The 15,617-nt window shown below is 69.6% G+C and carries 13 protein-coding genes; 6 read left to right on the top strand and 7 right to left on the bottom strand.

What is annotated here, in order from left to right; all coding sequences use genetic code 11:
* The first annotated feature begins 12 nt into the window (after window positions 1–12).
* From FZ025_RS06435 to FZ025_RS06425, 3 genes are all read left to right on the top strand, one after another.
* Window positions 13–1,554 carry an AMP-binding protein gene (locus FZ025_RS06435; RefSeq protein ID WP_046978989.1) on the top strand — a complete coding sequence of 514 codons (1,542 nt, stop codon included), beginning with the start codon at window positions 13–15 and terminating at the stop codon, window positions 1,552–1,554.
* Between the two features lie 73 nt (window positions 1,555–1,627).
* Window positions 1,628–2,503, top strand: coding sequence for a transporter (locus tag FZ025_RS06430; protein WP_046978988.1), 876 nt, complete (start codon window positions 1,628–1,630; stop codon window positions 2,501–2,503).
* Between the two features lie 11 nt (window positions 2,504–2,514).
* Window positions 2,515–3,696, top strand: coding sequence for a lipid-transfer protein (locus FZ025_RS06425; protein WP_046978987.1), 1,182 nt, complete (start codon window positions 2,515–2,517; stop codon window positions 3,694–3,696).
* Between the two features lie 107 nt (window positions 3,697–3,803).
* Here the strand turns inward: FZ025_RS06425 and FZ025_RS06420 are convergent, their stop codons facing one another.
* The 3 genes from FZ025_RS06420 to ribA all read right to left on the bottom strand — a co-directional run bounded on the left by FZ025_RS06420 (window position 3,804) and on the right by ribA (window position 7,208).
* Window positions 3,804–5,354 (bottom strand): PH domain-containing protein, encoded by a 1,551-nt coding sequence (locus FZ025_RS06420; protein ID WP_244292469.1) that lies wholly within the window; start codon window positions 5,352–5,354, stop codon window positions 3,804–3,806.
* Entirely contained in the window at window positions 5,351–5,899 is a 549-nt protein-coding gene (locus FZ025_RS06415) for a PH domain-containing protein (protein ID WP_104558546.1), read from the bottom strand. The genes FZ025_RS06420 and FZ025_RS06415 overlap by 4 nt, the downstream gene beginning before the upstream one ends.
* Window positions 5,900–6,083: 184 nt before the next feature.
* On the bottom strand, window positions 6,084–7,208 hold the full coding sequence (ribA, locus tag FZ025_RS06410) for a GTP cyclohydrolase II RibA (protein WP_046978986.1): 1,125 nt from the start codon (window positions 7,206–7,208) through the stop codon (window positions 6,084–6,086).
* A 313-nt stretch (window positions 7,209–7,521) separates the two neighbouring features.
* On the opposite strand from ribA, the gene FZ025_RS06405 reads away from it, so the two are divergent.
* Window positions 7,522–8,043 (top strand): GNAT family N-acetyltransferase, encoded by a 522-nt coding sequence (locus FZ025_RS06405; protein ID WP_046978985.1) that lies wholly within the window; start codon window positions 7,522–7,524, stop codon window positions 8,041–8,043.
* A gap of 14 nt (window positions 8,044–8,057) precedes the next feature.
* On the opposite strand, the gene FZ025_RS06400 is transcribed toward FZ025_RS06405, so the two are convergent.
* Window positions 8,058–8,984, bottom strand: a complete 927-nt coding sequence (locus FZ025_RS06400) for a lauroyl acyltransferase (protein WP_046978984.1) — start codon at window positions 8,982–8,984, stop codon at window positions 8,058–8,060.
* 207 nt (window positions 8,985–9,191) lie between these two features.
* Here FZ025_RS06400 and dtd point away from each other — a divergent pair, with 207 nt between their 5' ends.
* Together dtd and rpoD are read left to right on the top strand one after the other, a co-directional pair.
* Complete coding sequence (dtd, locus tag FZ025_RS06395; protein ID WP_046978983.1) at window positions 9,192–9,632, top strand: D-aminoacyl-tRNA deacylase; 441 nt, start codon at window positions 9,192–9,194, stop codon at window positions 9,630–9,632.
* 111 nt (window positions 9,633–9,743) lie between these two features.
* Window positions 9,744–11,600, top strand: a complete 1,857-nt coding sequence (gene rpoD, locus FZ025_RS06390) for an RNA polymerase sigma factor RpoD (RefSeq protein ID WP_046978982.1) — start codon at window positions 9,744–9,746, stop codon at window positions 11,598–11,600.
* Between the two features lie 215 nt (window positions 11,601–11,815).
* On the opposite strand, the gene FZ025_RS06385 is transcribed toward rpoD, so the two are convergent.
* The 3 genes from FZ025_RS06385 to FZ025_RS06375 all read right to left on the bottom strand — a co-directional run bounded on the left by FZ025_RS06385 (window position 11,816) and on the right by FZ025_RS06375 (window position 15,543).
* A complete protein-coding gene (locus FZ025_RS06385; RefSeq protein WP_046978981.1) occupies window positions 11,816–13,102 on the bottom strand; it encodes an AGE family epimerase/isomerase in 1,287 nt (428 codons plus the stop codon).
* A gap of 90 nt (window positions 13,103–13,192) precedes the next feature.
* Window positions 13,193–14,497: a sugar MFS transporter gene (locus FZ025_RS06380; RefSeq protein ID WP_046978980.1), complete on the bottom strand. Its 1,305-nt coding sequence runs from the start codon at window positions 14,495–14,497 to the stop codon at window positions 13,193–13,195.
* Window positions 14,494–15,543: a LacI family DNA-binding transcriptional regulator gene (locus tag FZ025_RS06375; RefSeq protein WP_046978979.1), complete on the bottom strand. Its 1,050-nt coding sequence runs from the start codon at window positions 15,541–15,543 to the stop codon at window positions 14,494–14,496. The genes FZ025_RS06380 and FZ025_RS06375 overlap by 4 nt, the downstream gene beginning before the upstream one ends.
* Window positions 15,544–15,617: the final 74 nt, after the last annotated feature.

Genomic DNA, 15,617 nt, shown 5'->3' with positions numbered 1-15,617 from the left:
GGAGGCGTTGCGATGCGGCTGATCGACTATCTCGACAAGGGCGCCTCGCTCGGCGCTCAGGCGGCGTGCCTGAGCATGGACGGCGCCGACCTGAGCTATGCCCAGGTACAGGCCTGGAGCTACCGCGTCGCGCGCGCGCTGGCGCGCAGCGGGGTAGCGCCCGGCGACAAGGTGGCGATCCTGTCGGGCAACCATGCCATCGCCTTCGCCTGCGTATTCGGCGTTTCCCGGGCCGGCGCGGTGTGGTGCCCGATCAATCCGCGCAACGAGGCATCCGAGAATCGCGCGGTGCTCGACGATTTCGACTGCGCGCTGCTGATCTTCCATAGCGCCTATGCGGCGATGGTCCAGCAGATGTTGCCGGGCTTGCCGAAATTGCGCGCGACGGTGTGCCTGGACACCGAGTTGCCTTTCGCGATCTCGCTTGAGGCATGGCTGCAAGATCTGCAGGACACGTTCTTCCAGCGAGACCCGGCGGACGCGGTGGTCATGCTGCCAGGGACCGGCGGCACCACCGGAACGCCCAAGGGGGTGATGCTGACCGGGGGCAACCTGGAGGCGATGACCGCGCAGGTCTTGCTCGCCTATCCGTTTCGCGGCCGTCCGACCTTCCTGGCGCTGGCGCCGCTGACCCATTCGGCCGGTGTCTTCAGCCTGCCGATCCTGGCGCTGGGCGGGCGCATCGTGGTCATGGCGGGCAGCGACTACGGCCAATTCCTTGTCGCGATCGTCCGCTATCGCGTCACCCATACCTTGTTGCCGCCGACCGCGATCTACATGCTGCTCGAACACCCGCAGCTCGACGCGACCGACTTGAGTTCGCTGCAATGCTTCTGGTACGGCGCCGCGCCGATCTCCCCGGAACGGCTGGCCGAGGCGCTGCGGCGGATCGGCCCGATGGCGCAGTTCTTCGGCCAGACCGAGGCGCCCATGGTGATCGCGACCATGGCTCCGGCCGATCACTACGCCGCCGACGGGTCCATCGCCAGCGCGCGCCTGGCCTCGGCCGGGCGGCCGGGCGCACTGCTGCAGGTGGCGATCATGAACCCCGACGGCGATCTCCTGGCCGCGGGCGAGCGCGGTGAAATCGTCGTGCGCGGCTCGCTGGTCATGGCCGGCTACTACAAAAATCCGCAAGCCACCGCCGAGGCTTCGCTCCACGGCTGGCATCGCACCGGCGACATCGGCTACCTCGACCGCGACGGCTTCCTGTACGTGGTCGACCGGGCCAAGGACATGGTCATCACCGGCGGCTTCAACGTCTATTCGATCGAGGTCGAGCAGGCGCTGCAGGCGCATCCGGCGGTGCAGGACTGCGCCGTGATCGGCCTGCCGGATCCCAAATGGGGCGAGCGCATCGTCGCCGCGGTCGAACTACGCCATGGCGCCAGCGCCGACGCCGACGCGCTCATCGCGTTCGTCAAGCAACGGCTGGGCGGGGTCAAGGCGCCCAAACAGATCGAATTGTGGCCGAGTTTGCCGCGCTCGAAGGTCGGCAAAATCGTCAAGCCGGAGATCCGCGCCGCCTTGCTGGCCAAACAAGCCGCGTCCTGAACGCCATCGCCTTCACGGGCCAGGTTGCCCGCTGGCGCACATCCATCACTGCAGTCGGATCGGGAGAGTTCACATGTCAAGCAAGCGTTGCATCGCCGTCGCATTCGCAATCGCCGGGTCGTTCGCAGGCAACGCCGCCGCGCTCGACATCGTGCCGGCCGACTACACCGTGCTGCCCAAGGGCGCGAACTTGGGCCTTGTCTATCTACAACACGCCCACAGCGACGAATTCCGGCTCGACGGCGCAGGCAAGGTGCCGCGTTCGAGTCTGGACACCAACCTCGGCATCCTGCGCGTCCTGCATTACAGCCAGATCGGCGCCATGCCGGTGGCGTATCAGGCATTCCTGCCGTTCGGCAGCCTCGACAATTTCAAGGTCGGCGGTGCCCGCACCGACAGCAACGGCGGTGTCGGCGATCTGACCCTGGGCTTCACCATGTTCTTCGCCGCCCCGGCCGATCCGGGCAAAGGTACGACAGTCGGATTGACCGGTTACGTGGTGCTGCCGACCGCCGAGTACGACCTGGACAAGTCGGGAATCGGTTCGGGTACCTATAGTTTCATGCCGCAGCTGGGCGTGATCCATGGCTTCGGCAACGGCTGGTTTTTCGATGGTGCGCTGGACGTGTCCTGGCAGAAGGACCACAGGCAGCGCGGCGTGGAAGTCGCGGTCGATCCCGCCTGGCAGGCCCAGGCCTATCTGCGCAGGCAGTTGACGGCCGCCACCTCGGTCTCGTTCGGCTACTCCGGTATGTTCGGCGGCAAGCGCTACATCGGCGATGTGTATGCCATGCAGAAAACCCGCGGCGACACGATCAAGATCTTCGCCAGCCACATGTTCACGCCGACCTTCCAGATCAACGGCATGCTCGGCGCCCAGTTCGACGTCGAAGGCGGATTCAAGCAACGGCTCGTCGCCCAGGTCCGCTTCATGAAGCTCTTTTTCTGAGGAACGCCTGCATGCACCAGCGTGTCCAGGTCGCCGGCGTCGGCATGACCCGTTTTTCCAAGCCCGGCACCAGTCCCGAATACCATGTCATGGCGGCCGAAGCCGCTCGCTTGGCGCTGGCCGACGCCGGTCTGGACTATGCGCAGGTCCAGCAGGTTCATGCCGGCTACGTCTACGGCGATTCGACCTGTGGCCAGCGCGCGGTGTATGGCTTGGGACTCAGCGGCATCCCGGTGATCAACGTCAACAACAACTGCTGCACTGGTTCGACCGCGCTGTGGCTGGCGCGGCAGGCCGTCGCATCCGGCGCGGCCGAGTGTGCGATGGCGCTGGGCTTCGAGAAGATGGCGCCAGGCGCGCTCGGCAGTGTCTTCGGCGACCGCGAATCGCCGCTGTCGCGGCACCAGGCGGTACTGGAGATGTCGCAGGGGGACGACAGTGCCGCCCCGTTGGCGGCGCGCCTGTTCGGCGCCGCCGCGCGCGAGTATCGGCAGACCTACGGAATCGGTGCGGACACCTTCGGTCGCATCGCGGTCAAGGCGCGCGCGCACGCTGCGCACAACCCTTATGCGCTGTTCGCTCAGCCGCTGACCCTGGAGCAGGTGCTGGCTTCAGCGTCGGTCTACGATCCGCTGACCCGCTACCAATGCTGTCCGCCGACGTGCGGCGCGGCCTGCGCGATCCTGTGTTCCGGCGCGTTTGCTCGCCGCCACGGCATCGCCGGCGCGGTGGGCATCGCCGCGCAGGCGCTGACCAGCGATCGTGAAGACAGCTTCGGCGGGTCGATGCTCGACCTGGTCGGTTACGGCATGTCGCAGCACGCCGCACTTCAGGTCTACGAGGCCGCCGGTATCGGCCCGCGGGACGTGGACGTCGTCGAACTGCACGATTGCTTCACCGCCAACGAGCTGATCAGCTACGAAGCGCTGGGGCTGTGCGCGCCGGGCGAGGCCGAGCGCTTCATCCTCGATGGCGACAACACCTACGGCGGCCGCGTCGTCACCAATCCTTCGGGCGGGTTGCTGTCGAAAGGCCATCCGCTCGGCGCGACCGGGCTGGCGCAGTGTGCCGAACTGGTCTGGCAGTTGCGTGGACACGCCGGACGCCGCCAGGTGGCCGGTGCGCGCGTTGGATTGCAGCACAACATCGGACTCGGAGGCGCCTGCGTGGTGACCATGTATCAACTGGATTGAGGGCGGACTCGGGTTTTCATGACAGGGCGAAGCCTCGAAGCGGCGACCGCGCCTGGCGGCCATGACAGGGTTGCGGCCGCTATCGCATAGCGTGGCTCGATCTTCGGTCATGCGCTGCGCCATGAGGGACCGGCCGCGGGTTTGCCGGAACCGACGCGGCCTCCGCGGGCATGGATGACATGACGCAGCTGCCGATACACCGCCCGCGCCTCGCCTTCCGGCAGCCGCCGCACCCGCAACGGCGGCTCGCCGTGACGGGCGCCGGCGGTATCCAGCCACAGCGTGGCGGTGCCGCAGCAGCGGTCCAGCGGCGAGCGGGTCAGCTGCAGCGCCTGCAGCTTGTCGATTTCCGCCAGCCGCCACCAGCGTCGCCACCAGCCGCCGCGTACCGCCACGTAGCGCGCGTCCAGCGCATACGCCATGCGCTGCGCCTGGCGCCAGGCCTTGAACGCCGACCACGGCAGCCACAGCAGCGACAGCGCGGCCCAGGCGCCGAACCCGCGCCACAGCCCGGCGCAGGCCAGCGGCACCAGGCACAGCGCCGGCAGGCATAGCCGCCACCAGCCGCGCATGGCGATCGCATGCCAGTGCGCCGGCGGCCAGGCGATCTGCGGCAGTAGCCGATGCAGCAGTGCATCGGCCGCTGCCGGGGTGGCCAGCGGCGCCAATTCCTTCAGCGCGCGGCCCTGCTCGCCGTGCCCATCGATCACCGCGGTGTCGATGTGCAGGCTGCGCCGCCGCAGCAGGCGTTGCAGCACGCCCTCGTGCAGGGTCCAGGCCTGGATCCGGCGCCGCGCCACGCTGCTGCGCAGCCGCGTCAGCAGGCCGCGCTCCACGGTCAGCCGGCGCTCGCTCTCGCTGAGCCGGAAGCCGTGATACTGCAGCAGCGCCAGCGCCATCGACAGCGCGCGCATGATCAGCAGCAGCGTGACCAGCAGCAGCGTCGCGGTGACGGCGCCGGCCATCCAGCCCAGGTGCAGATTGCTGGCGTAGCCGAACAGCTGCTGTCCGTAGCGTTCGATCGCGTTGGAGACCATGCGCTCGGGGAACAGGTGATAGGTGGCGCCGAACGCGGTCGCCACCACCACCATGCCGCGGTTGGAGATCAGTCCCTGGCGCAGCACCTCCGCGGTCGGCAGCGCCAGCAGCACGTCGCTGGCCGCGGCGGCGTCCGCGCAGGCTGCCGCGGCGTCCCGCGCGCGATGGCGGATCTGCCGCTCCAGCGCCAGCGCCTGGTCCAGCCGCAGCACCCGCATCTGCGCTTCCGGCCTGGTTCCGCCGGCCGATTCCAGCCGCACTTCGGCCACGCCGAACAGCCGATGCAGCAGCGACTGGTGCACGGCCACGTTGTGGATGCGCGCGAACGGGATCTCGCGCAGGCTGCGTTGCAGCCAGCCGCTGCGGATGCTCAGGCTGTCGCGGCCGATGCGGTACTGGTAGGTGAGGTAGCGCAGCAGCGACACCGCGATCAGCGCGCTGCCCGCCAGCAGCAGCATCAGCTGGTCGATATGGTGGTTGCGGTCGTCGCGCCCGCCGAACACCGCCAGCGCCAGCAGTGGCAGCAGGAAATGCTTGAGGTGCTGCAGCAGCACGAACAGCCACGACCACGGGTGCAGGCGCCGGACCGCAGTGTCCTCGGCGTCCACGGCGGCGCTCACAGCGCGTCGTCGTCGTGGTCGAGCTGGTGCGCCAGGCGTTCGCGCAGGCGCTCGGCGTCGGCCTGGTCCAGGCCGGGCACCGCCACCGCGTTGTGCCGGGTGCCCGCGGTGTGCACCACCAGGGTCGCCAGGCGCGCGGCGCGCTCCAGCGGGCCGCGGCGCAGGTCCAGGTGCTGCACGCGCGAAATCGGCACGTGCACCTCGCTCTGCCACAGCCGCCCGCGGCGCAGGTCCAGGCCCTGCGCGTCCAGCCGCCAGCGGATCCGGCGATGGCGCACGAAGCCGATGCAGGCGCCGAACAGCGCGCCGAGCGCCGCGGCGCCGGCACTGATGAGCAAGGTCTGGCGGCTGTGCAGGGAGAGACCGAAGATCGCCGCGCCGATCAGCCCGCTGAGGCCCAGCATGCAGCCGCCGCCGAGCGCGGCCAGCCAGGCGCCGCGCAGCGGCAGCGGTTGCCAGCCGTCCGCGGCCGCGGCCGCGATGGCGGCCTGCGGGTCGGCGCCAAGCGCGGTGGCGGAGGGATCCAGGGGCGGCGGTGCGGTCACGGCGGGCTCTCGAAGCGATGGGCGGGCACTGCGCACGCGCGCCGCGAGGGCCTCGATCGTAACGCGGGCGGCGCCCGGCGTGCTCCGCGAGCGGGTGCGAGGTGTCTGGAGGCTCCATCCCCAGCGCGCCCTGTCGTTCGGCGTGCGCCGCTGCCGTCGTTGCAGGTGCTTGCGCCGTCGCGGCTCAGCGCGCGGCGTGGATCAGCGCGTCCACATCCAGCGCATGACCGGCGCGGGCGGCCTTGGTGCGCAGGTAGCCCTCGTTCTCGGCGGTGATCGCGCCGGTGATCGGGATGCGCTCGACCACGTCGATGCCGGCCGCGCGCAGGCGCTCGGCCTTGGAGGGATTGTTGGTCAGCAGGCGCACGCGCTGGATGCCGAGTCCGCGCAGCATCGCCACCGCGCTGCCGTAGCGGCGCTCGTCGGCGCCGAAGCCCAGCTGCGCGTCGGCGTCGATGGTGTCCAGCCCGTCGTGCTGGTAGCCGTAGGCGCGCATCTTGGTGGCGATGCCGGTGCCGCGGCCTTCCTGGTCCAGGTACAGCAGCACGCCGCCGCCGAGTTCCCCGAGCTTGGCCAGGCCATGCCGCAACTGGTCGCCGCAGTCGCACTTGAGCGAGCCGAACAGGTCGCCGGTGAGGCAGGAGGAGTGCACCCGCACCGGCATCGGCGCGGACAGGTCGGGCTGGCCGATCACGATCGCGACCTGGTCGCGCTGCGCCACGCCGCCGCGGAACACCACGAATTCGCTGCTGCCCAGCTCGCGCAGCGGCACCTGGGTGCGGGTCACCAGTTCGTAGTCGCCGGACGAGGCCAGCGCGCAGCCGTGTTCCAGGTCCTGCAACTGCAGCCACTGGCAGCCCTGGAAGGCGCTGGCGTCGGTGCCCAGGTCCGCCGCCACCATCGCCGGCAGCAGCAGGCCCAGGCGCGCGATCTCCACCGCGCCGGCATCCAGCGCGTCGCCTGGCAGCCAGTGCGCCGGCAGCGTGCCGTCGCGCAGGTAGGCCAGCGCCGCCAGCGCATCGTAGGACTGGTCGGCGAGGGCGATGCGCGCGCCCTGCGGCGCGGCCAGGCCCAGCACCTGCGCGCGGGTCGGGGTGAGAAACAGGTAATGCCGCTGCGCCGCCGCCTGCGCGAAGCTCAGGTAGGACTGCGCGGTGCTGCTGTCCAGCGCCAGCACCGCGCGCGCCTGGCCGTGGCGGTCCTCGACGACCACCGGGCGGCCGGCCCGCAGCTCCGAGGCCGCGCGCTCGCTGCGGATCGCGGCGGGATCGCCGAAGGCGTGCACGGAGGTGGGGGCGGGGCTGGTCATGCACGACTCCAAATGGGGATCTGCGGCGCTGCTTCAAGGCGGGTCGGCGCCGGCGCACCCGGCTCGCGCCGCGCGTGGGCGGGCGCGGCAGCGGTTGCGGGGGGGGGCATTGTCGCGTGGTTTGGCCGCGCCGCCAGTATCCGCGCGATGGAACGCACTGTGCGCCGTTCGGCATGCATCGCATGCAACCGCCCGCGCCCGCGCGCTCACCCACCCGGTTGCGGCCGCCCTGATCCGGCAAGCGCGGCGCCGGGGATGTTCAACCGCGACCGATTCATTTTTACTATGCCGATCCCGTTTCCAGGACCTGCGCATGCACCTCGTCGAATGCACCGAACACCGCCATGCCGGCGCGATCCTGGAGATCTTCAACGAGGCCATCGTCCATTCCACCGCCCTCTACGACTACCGGCCGCGCCCGCCGGAGAGCATGGTCGGCTGGTTCGCGGCCAAGCGCGCCGGCGGCTTCCCGGTGATCGGGGTCGAGGACGCGGCCGGCAGCCTGCTCGGCTTCGCCAGCTACGGCACCTTCCGCGCCTGGCCGGCGTTCAAGTACAGCGTCGAGCATTCGGTCTACGTGCACCGCGACCACCGCGGCAAGGGCCTGGGGCGGCGCTTGCTGCTGGGGCTGGTCGAAGTGGCGCAGGAACGCGGCGTGCACGTGCTGGTGGGCGGCATCGACGCCAGCAACGCCGGCAGCATCGCGCTGCACCAGCAGTTGGGCTTCGTGCATGCCGGCACCGTGCGCGAGGCCGGTTTCAAGTTCGGGCGCTGGCTGGACCTGGCCTTCTACCAGCGCATCCTCGCCGGCCCGGCGCAGCCGCACGACGATTAGGGCGGTGCGGCGGGTCAGTGCGGATGCCTGTGCGTGGCGTAGGGGTTGGCTTCGGCCGGATCCGGGCGCAGCGTGTAGCGCTTGTAGGTCCATTGGTATTGCGCCGGATCGCGGCGCGCTACCCGCTCCACGCCTTCGTTCAGCGCGGTCGCGGCGCGCAGGGGGTCCGGGTCGGCGATCGCTTCCGGCGCCGGCTGCACCTGCAGCGCGAATTCCAGGTCGTTGCCGACCCGCTCGCACCACGCGAACAGCACGATCGCGCCGGTGCGTTCGGCCAGCCGGTTGAGCAGGGTCATGGTCAGCGCCGGCACGCCGAAGAACGGCGCGAACACGCCGTCGCCGGCCTTGGGTTGCTGGTCGGGGAGGATGCCGACCGCGCCGCCGTCCCTGAGCACCTTGAACAGCTGCCGCACCGCCGGGCCTTCGGCGCGCACCTGGCGCACCTTGTCGCCGCTGCGCACCCGTTGCAGGAAGGCGTCGCCGACCGCGGAGGCCGGCGCGCGGTAGACGATGGCGATGTCCCCGCGCGAGGCCAGCCACTGGTTGAGCAGCTCCCAGTTGCCGAAGTGCGGCGCGGCCACGATCACTCCGCGGCCCGAGGCCAGCGCGGCGTCGTACAGCGCCTGGCCGTGGCGCTGGCGCAGCCGCGCCAGGTTCTGCGCCGGCGGCCGGGTCCACAGCACCAGGGTCTCGAACGCCTGCCGCGCGGTGGAGCGCAGCACGTCGCGGTGCAGCGCGATGCGCTCGCTGGGCAGCAGCTGCGGGTAGGCCAGTTCCAGGTTGCGGCGGGTGACCCGGCTCTCGCGCGCGTCCAGGCGCAGCCACAGCCAGGCCAGGCCGTCGGCCAGGCGCCGCAGCCACGGCCAGGGCAGGCGCGCCACGGCGGCGGCGCAGCGGTACAGAACGGTGGCGAGGGGTGTTGCGAGGGGTGCGGATTTCATCGCCCCAGTTTATCCGCTGCGCCGACCGCGCCAGGCCGAGCGCGTCCGCACGGCCCGATCGGCATCGCGGATCGGCCCGCGTGCGCGCCGGCCCGGCTTCCGCCAGGCGCTGCGATTCGGCCATGATCCCGGCGGGATGACAGCGCCGCGCCGAAACCGGATGCTCCCGAATCCCGAATCCCGAATCCCGAATCCCGAATCCCGCCCATGCTCTCCCTGATCCAGCGCGTCACCCAGGCCGAAGTCCGCGTCGACGACGCGGTGGTCGGCCGCATCGGCCCCGGCTTGCTGGCCTTGGTCGCGGTGGAGCCGGGCGACGACGAGGCCAGGTTCCAGCGCATGGCCGAGCGCCTGCTCGGTTACCGCGTGTTCGCCGACGCCAGCGGACGCATGAACCGCGCGCTGCGCGACACCGGCGGCGGCCTGCTGCTGGTCAGCCAGTTCACCCTGGCCGCGGACACCGGCTCGGGCATGCGCCCCGGCTTCACCACCGCGGCGGCGCCGGCCGAGGCTGAACGCGGCTTCAACCGCTTGCTGGAAATCTGCCGCGCGCGGCACCCGCCGGGGGTGGAAAGCGGGCGCTTCGGTGCCCATATGGTCGTCAGCCTGGTCAACGACGGCCCGGTCACCTTCCTGCTTCGGCCCTAGGCCGGGGCGCTCCTGGCGGAGCGATTCAGCTCCTTGTCCGGCAAGCGGCGGTCCGGGCTGTTATAATGCTAGGTCCACTCATTCATCTACCTGCCGGTGGCGCGAGCACTCATGGCCAACGAACGTCCTGCCCAGCAATCCGACATCAAGCTACTGATCAGCAAGGGCCTGGAACAGGGCTATCTGACCTACGCCGAAGTCAATGACCATCTGCCCGACGACCTGGTCGATCCGGAGCAGATCGAAGACATCATCAGCATGATCAACGGCATGGGCATCGATGTCCATGAAGTCGCCCCCGACGCCGAGACCCTGCTGCTCAACGACGGCAACACCGGCAACCGCGAAGTCGACGACACCGCGGCCGAAGAGGCCGCCGCGGCGCTGACCGCGCTCGACACCGAAGGTGGCCGCACCACCGACCCGGTGCGCATGTACATGCGCGAGATGGGCACGGTCGAGCTGCTGACCCGCGAAGGCGAAATCGCCATCGCCAAGCGCATCGAGGAAGGCCTCAGCCAGGTCCAGGCCGCGCTGGGCGCGTTCCCGCTGGCGGTGCAGACCCTGCTCGAGGACTACGAACAGCACAAGGAAGGCAAGAAGCGCCTGGCCGAGATCGTGGTCGGCTTCAACGACCTGATCGAGGAAGAGCCGGCGCCGGTCGTGGTCGCCAGCGACGAGGACAGCGCCGCCGATGCCAGCGACGACGACGACGAGGAAGTCGAGGCGGCCGAGGAAGAGGCCGGCCCGACCGGTCCGGATCCGGCCGAGGTCGCGCGGCGCATGGACGCGCTGGCCACCGAATACGCCAAGTTCAAGAAGGCGCACGCCAAGAACGGCGCCGAGCACAAGCTGGTCACCAAGCTGCGCACCGACATCGCCGAGGTGTTCGTCACCTTGAAGCTGCCACTGCCGCTGACCGACGTGCTGGTGCGCAAGCTGCGCGACACCATGGCCCAGGTCAAGGACCACGAGCGCCGCGTGCTGCACCTGGCCACCCACGTGGCGCGGATGCCGCGCAAGGACTTCATCCGTTCCTGGGAAGGCAACCAGACCAACGTGGCCTGGGTCGACGATGCACTGAAGCGCAAGCAGAAGTGGTCCTCGGCGCTGCGCGACGTCAAGGACCAGATCGTCGCCGAGCAGGAAGCCACCGTGGCGGTGGAGCAGGCGACCTACCTGAGCCTGACCGAGCTGAAGGAAATCAGCCGGGCGATGGCCTACGGCGAAGCCAAGGCGCGCAAGGCCAAGAAGGAAATGGTCGAGGCCAACCTGCGCCTGGTGATCTCCATCGCCAAGAAGTACACCAACCGCGGCCTGCAGTTCCTGGACCTGATCCAGGAAGGCAACATCGGCCTGATGAAGGCGGTGGACAAGTTCGAATACCGCCGCGGCTACAAGTTCTCCACGTATGCGACCTGGTGGATCCGCCAGGCCATCACCCGTTCGATCGCCGATCAGGCGCGCACCATCCGCATCCCGGTGCACATGATCGAGACGATCAACAAGTTGAACCGCATTTCCCGGCAGATGCTCCAGCAATACGGCCGCGAGGCCACGCCGGAGGAGCTGGCCAAGGAAATGGACATGCCGGAGGACAAGATCCGCAAGGTGATGAAGATCGCCAAGGAGCCGATCTCGATGGAAACCCCGATCGGCGACGACGAGGATTCGCATCTGGGCGACTTCATCGAGGACACCAACGTGGAGTCCCCGATCGAGAACACCACCAACATCAACCTGTCCGAGACCGTGCGCGACGTGCTCGCCGGGCTGACCCCGCGCGAGGCCAAGGTGCTGCGCATGCGCTTCGGCATCGACATGAACACCGACCACACCCTCGAGGAAGTCGGCAAGCAGTTCGACGTCACCCGCGAGCGCATCCGCCAGATAGAGGCCAAGGCGCTGCGCAAGCTGCGTCATCCCAGCCGCTCCGAGCAGCTGCGCAGCTTCCTCGACATCGACTGATCGAGCGCGGTTCGCGGCAACGGAAAAGCCCCGCCATGTGCGGGGCTTTTTTGTGGGCGATGGCGTGGGGGGGGTGCGGTGCGAGCAATGGCGGTCGATGTTGCGCGGCGCAGTCAGCCAACCCTTGTGGGAGCGACTTCAGTCGCGACGGGCGTTCCTGGCAGAGCCTCGTCGCGACTGAAGTCGCTCCCACAGTGCATCTCAGCTTGTCAGCGTTACGCGAATGCCTGGCTGCTGCGCATCACCGCCAGCACATCGTGGCAGGCGCCCATGGTGTGGTAGTCGGTCTTGCCGGCCGGGCTCTTCGCGTCGCTGTAGCTGCGATTGTCGCGGCCGAGGATGCGGAACCAGGCGCCGTAGCGGTGGTCGACCAGGTGCTCCCACGAATACGCCCACAGCGTGTCGTAGGTGGCGCGATAGCGCGCATCGCCGCTCGCGGCCAGCAGCCGCGCGGCCGCGGCGATCGCTTCGGCCTGCACCCAGAAATACTTGTCGTCGTCGCAGAAGTAGGTCGGGTGTCGCGCCACGTCGGGCACGCCGACTTCCGGCGCGGCCTCGGTGCCCGAGGCGAAGCCATAGACGATGCCGCCGTGCTGCGCGTCCCAGCCGTGCGCCAGCGCGGTGTCGAACAGGTGCCGCGCGGTCGGCAGCAGCCACTGCGGCGCCGCGCCATCGGCGGCCTGCAGATGCCCGTGCAGCAGCACCAGCAGCTTCGACCATTCCACCTGGTGGCCGGGCTGGAAGCCCCATGGCCGGAACAGGTGCTTGGGATTGTCGCGGTTGTAGTCCCAGTCCACCTGCCAGTTCGCGTCGTAGTGCTCCCACACCAGGCCGCCGGCCAGCGCCGCTTGGCGGCGGGTGATGTGGTCGGCGAGCAGCAGCGCGCGCTGCAGGTAGCGCGGCGCGGCGCTGGCCTCGTAGGCGGCGATCAGCGCCTCGCACAGGTGCATGTTGGCGTTCTGTCCGCGGTAGCTGGAGAACACCCATTCCGGCGTGGCCTCGTCGCGATACAGGCCGGCGGCGGCGTCCCAGTAGCGGGTTTCCAGCAGCTGCCAGGTCTCGTCCATCCACGCGTCGGTGTCCAGGCCGGCCTTCTTCGCGGTGGCATAGGCCAGCAGCACGAAGGCGGCGCCGTAGGCGTGCTGGGTGCGGTCCTCGGCGACGCCGTCGCGCAGGGTCCACACGTAGCCACCGCTGGCGGCATCGCGGTGCACTTCGCGCAGATAGCGCAGGCCGTGGCGCGCGGCGTCCAGGTACTCGGCGGCCCGCGGCGAATCGGCGAACTCGGTGGCCGCCATCGCGTAGTTGAAGACGAAGCGGGTGCTGCTGACCAGGTGGCGGTGGCCGGCGTCGTAGACGCTGCCGTCGTCGCGGAAGTAGTGGAAGAAGCCGCCGGCCGGATCGATCGCGCGCGGATGGTAGAAGGCCATGGTGTCGGCGATATGCGCGCGCAGCACGGCGGCATCGGCGAAGTCGGGCAGGGGCGTGGCAGGCAGGTTCATGCGGTCGCTGGGAGCCAGGTGGGTGGGGGAAGGGGAGGAACGGCCAGGCACGGGCGCGGCGGCAGCGCGCCGCCGCGCCCGTGCCGCGGATCAATGCATCGCGCGCGCCGCCGGCGTGGCGCCCGGCGCCTCGGCCGGCAGGTTGGCCGACAGCCGCGAGCCGCGCAGGCCGTACCAGAGGATGTAGGCGTAGCACAGTAGCGGGATCACGAAAGCGTGCTGGATGCCGACCACATCGGCCAGCGCGCCCTGCACCAGCGGCACGATCGCGCCGCCGACGATGCCCATGATCAGCAGGCTCGAGGCCTTGCTGGTTAGCGGCCCGAGGCGTTCGATGGCCACGGTGAAGATGGTCGGGAACATGATCGAGTTGAACAGGCCGATCGCGATCACGCTCCACATCGCCACGTGGCCGCTGCTGATCATGGTCACGATCAGCAGCAGCGAGGCGACGCCGGCGAAGGCGGCCAGCAGCTTGCGCGCCGGAATCACCTGCAGCAGCGCGGCGCCGGCGAAGCGGCCGATCATCGCGCCCAACCAGTAAAGCGACAAATAGCCGCTGGCTTTCGATTCTGTGAGCGCGCCGATACCGGGTTCGGCAATGTAGTTGATCAGAAAACTACCGATTGAAACCTCTGCCCCAACATACATGAAGATGCCAAGCACGCCCCAGCGGAGATGCGGATGGCGTAGCGAGTCCATAAAGCCATGTTCGGATTCGGTCGCCGTGTCGCCGGACTCTCGCAGCGAAGGAATACGCATGACGACCACGAATAGCGCCAGCAACAGCAGCCCGCCGGCGAGCATCAGATACGGAATTTCCACCGATCGCGCCTGTTCTATCCGATAGACGGACAATTGCTGCGGATTCATTGCCGTCAGCTGGTCCGCACCGAGCACCACGCCGGCCAGGATCAGCGGGCCGATCAGCCAGGGGAACGTGGTGGTGCCCAGCGAGTTCAGCGCCTGCGCGAAGTTCAGCCGGCTCGGCGCCTTGCCCGGTTCGCCGATCAGGCTGATGTACGGGTTGGCCGCCACCTGCAGCAAGGTGATGCCGCTGGCCAGCACGAACAGCGCGGTCAAAAACAGCGGGTACGACGGCAGCCGCGCGGCCGGATAGAACATCGCCGCGCCGATCGCCGCGACCACCAGGCCGATGACGATGCTGGCCTTGTAGCCGACCCGCGCCACCACCGCGCCGGCCGGCAGCGACATCAGGAAGTACGCGCCGAAGAAGGTGAACTGGATCAGCATCGACTGCGCGTAGTTCATCTGGAACACGGCTTTCAGGTGCGGGATCAGCACATCGTTGAGGCTGGTCAGGCCGCCCCAGGTGAAGAAGATCATGCTGACCACCGCGATGGCGGCAGTGTTGGACAGCGGACGACGGCTCATGCAGCGACTCCGGGAACGGACGATAGGGCGACCCGGCTGCTGGCGCGCAGGCACAGCCGGGCCGGGGCGATGGTAAGCGCAGGCAGTGTCTGTTGCCGGCGCAACGCGTCTAGCACCAGCTGCGCGGCCTGCATGCCGCGTTCGCGCGGGGCGACGGCGACGGTGGACAGCGGCGGGGTGGCGACCGCGGCTTCGGCGATGTCGTCGAAGCCGATCAGCGCGTAGTCGCGGCCGGCGTGGCGGCCGCGTTCGGCCAGGCCGCTGGCCAGGCCCAGCGCGACCACGTCGTTGTAGCAGACCAGCGCGGTCGGCAGCGGGTCGCGCGCGCACAGCGCGCCGGCCTGGCGCGCGGCGTCCAGCCGGGTCGGCGTGCATTCGATCAGCCAGGCCGGGTCGGCGGCGATGCCGGCGGCGGCGAGCGCGTCGCGGTAGCCGGCGCGGCGTTCGGCGCAGGAGCTGGACTGGCGGTGGCCGCCGAAGAACGCGATCGCGCGGTGGCCCAGCGCCAGCAGGTGCTCGGTGGCCAGGCGCGCGCCGCGGCGGTTGTCCAGCGCCAGCAGCGGCCAGCCGCCGTCCAGCGCGCGGTTGAACAGCAGCACCGGCAACCGCGCGCCGAGCAACTGGCGCAGCCGCGTCGCGTCGGTGTTCCCGGTGGGCGACAGGATCAGCGCCGCCGGCTGGTGTTCGATCAGCGAGGCCAGCACGCTGTGCTGGCGCTCCGGCGATTCGCCGGTACTGCCCATCAGCATCACGTAGCCGGCCGCGGCCAGCGCCGCGTCCACGCCGCCGGCGAATTCGGCGAAGAACGGATTGGCCAGGTCGTTGACCACCAGCGCCACCGCATTGGAGGCGCGCCCGCGCAGGCTGGCCGCGCCGCGGTGGTAGACGTAGCCCTGCCGCGCGATCTCCGCCGCCACCCGTGCGCGCGTGTCCGCATGCACCAGCGGGCTGTTGCGCAGCACCAGCGACACGGTCGCCCGCGACACGCCGCAGGCGGCGGCAATGTCGGACACGGTGACGCGTTTGTCGGCGGGGGACGACGGCACGACGATTAGACCGGTTCAAAAGGCCGCCCATCCTGCGCCGTCGTGATCCGCTGCGCATTTTGCAGTGCAGCAAA

The sequence above is a fragment of the Xanthomonas hyacinthi genome (assembly GCF_009769165.1).
Taxonomy (GTDB): Bacteria; Pseudomonadota; Gammaproteobacteria; order Xanthomonadales; family Xanthomonadaceae; genus Xanthomonas_A; species Xanthomonas_A hyacinthi.
The sequence above is the reverse complement of the archived record's forward strand: the minus strand, read 5'-3'. Positions and strand labels throughout refer to the sequence as shown.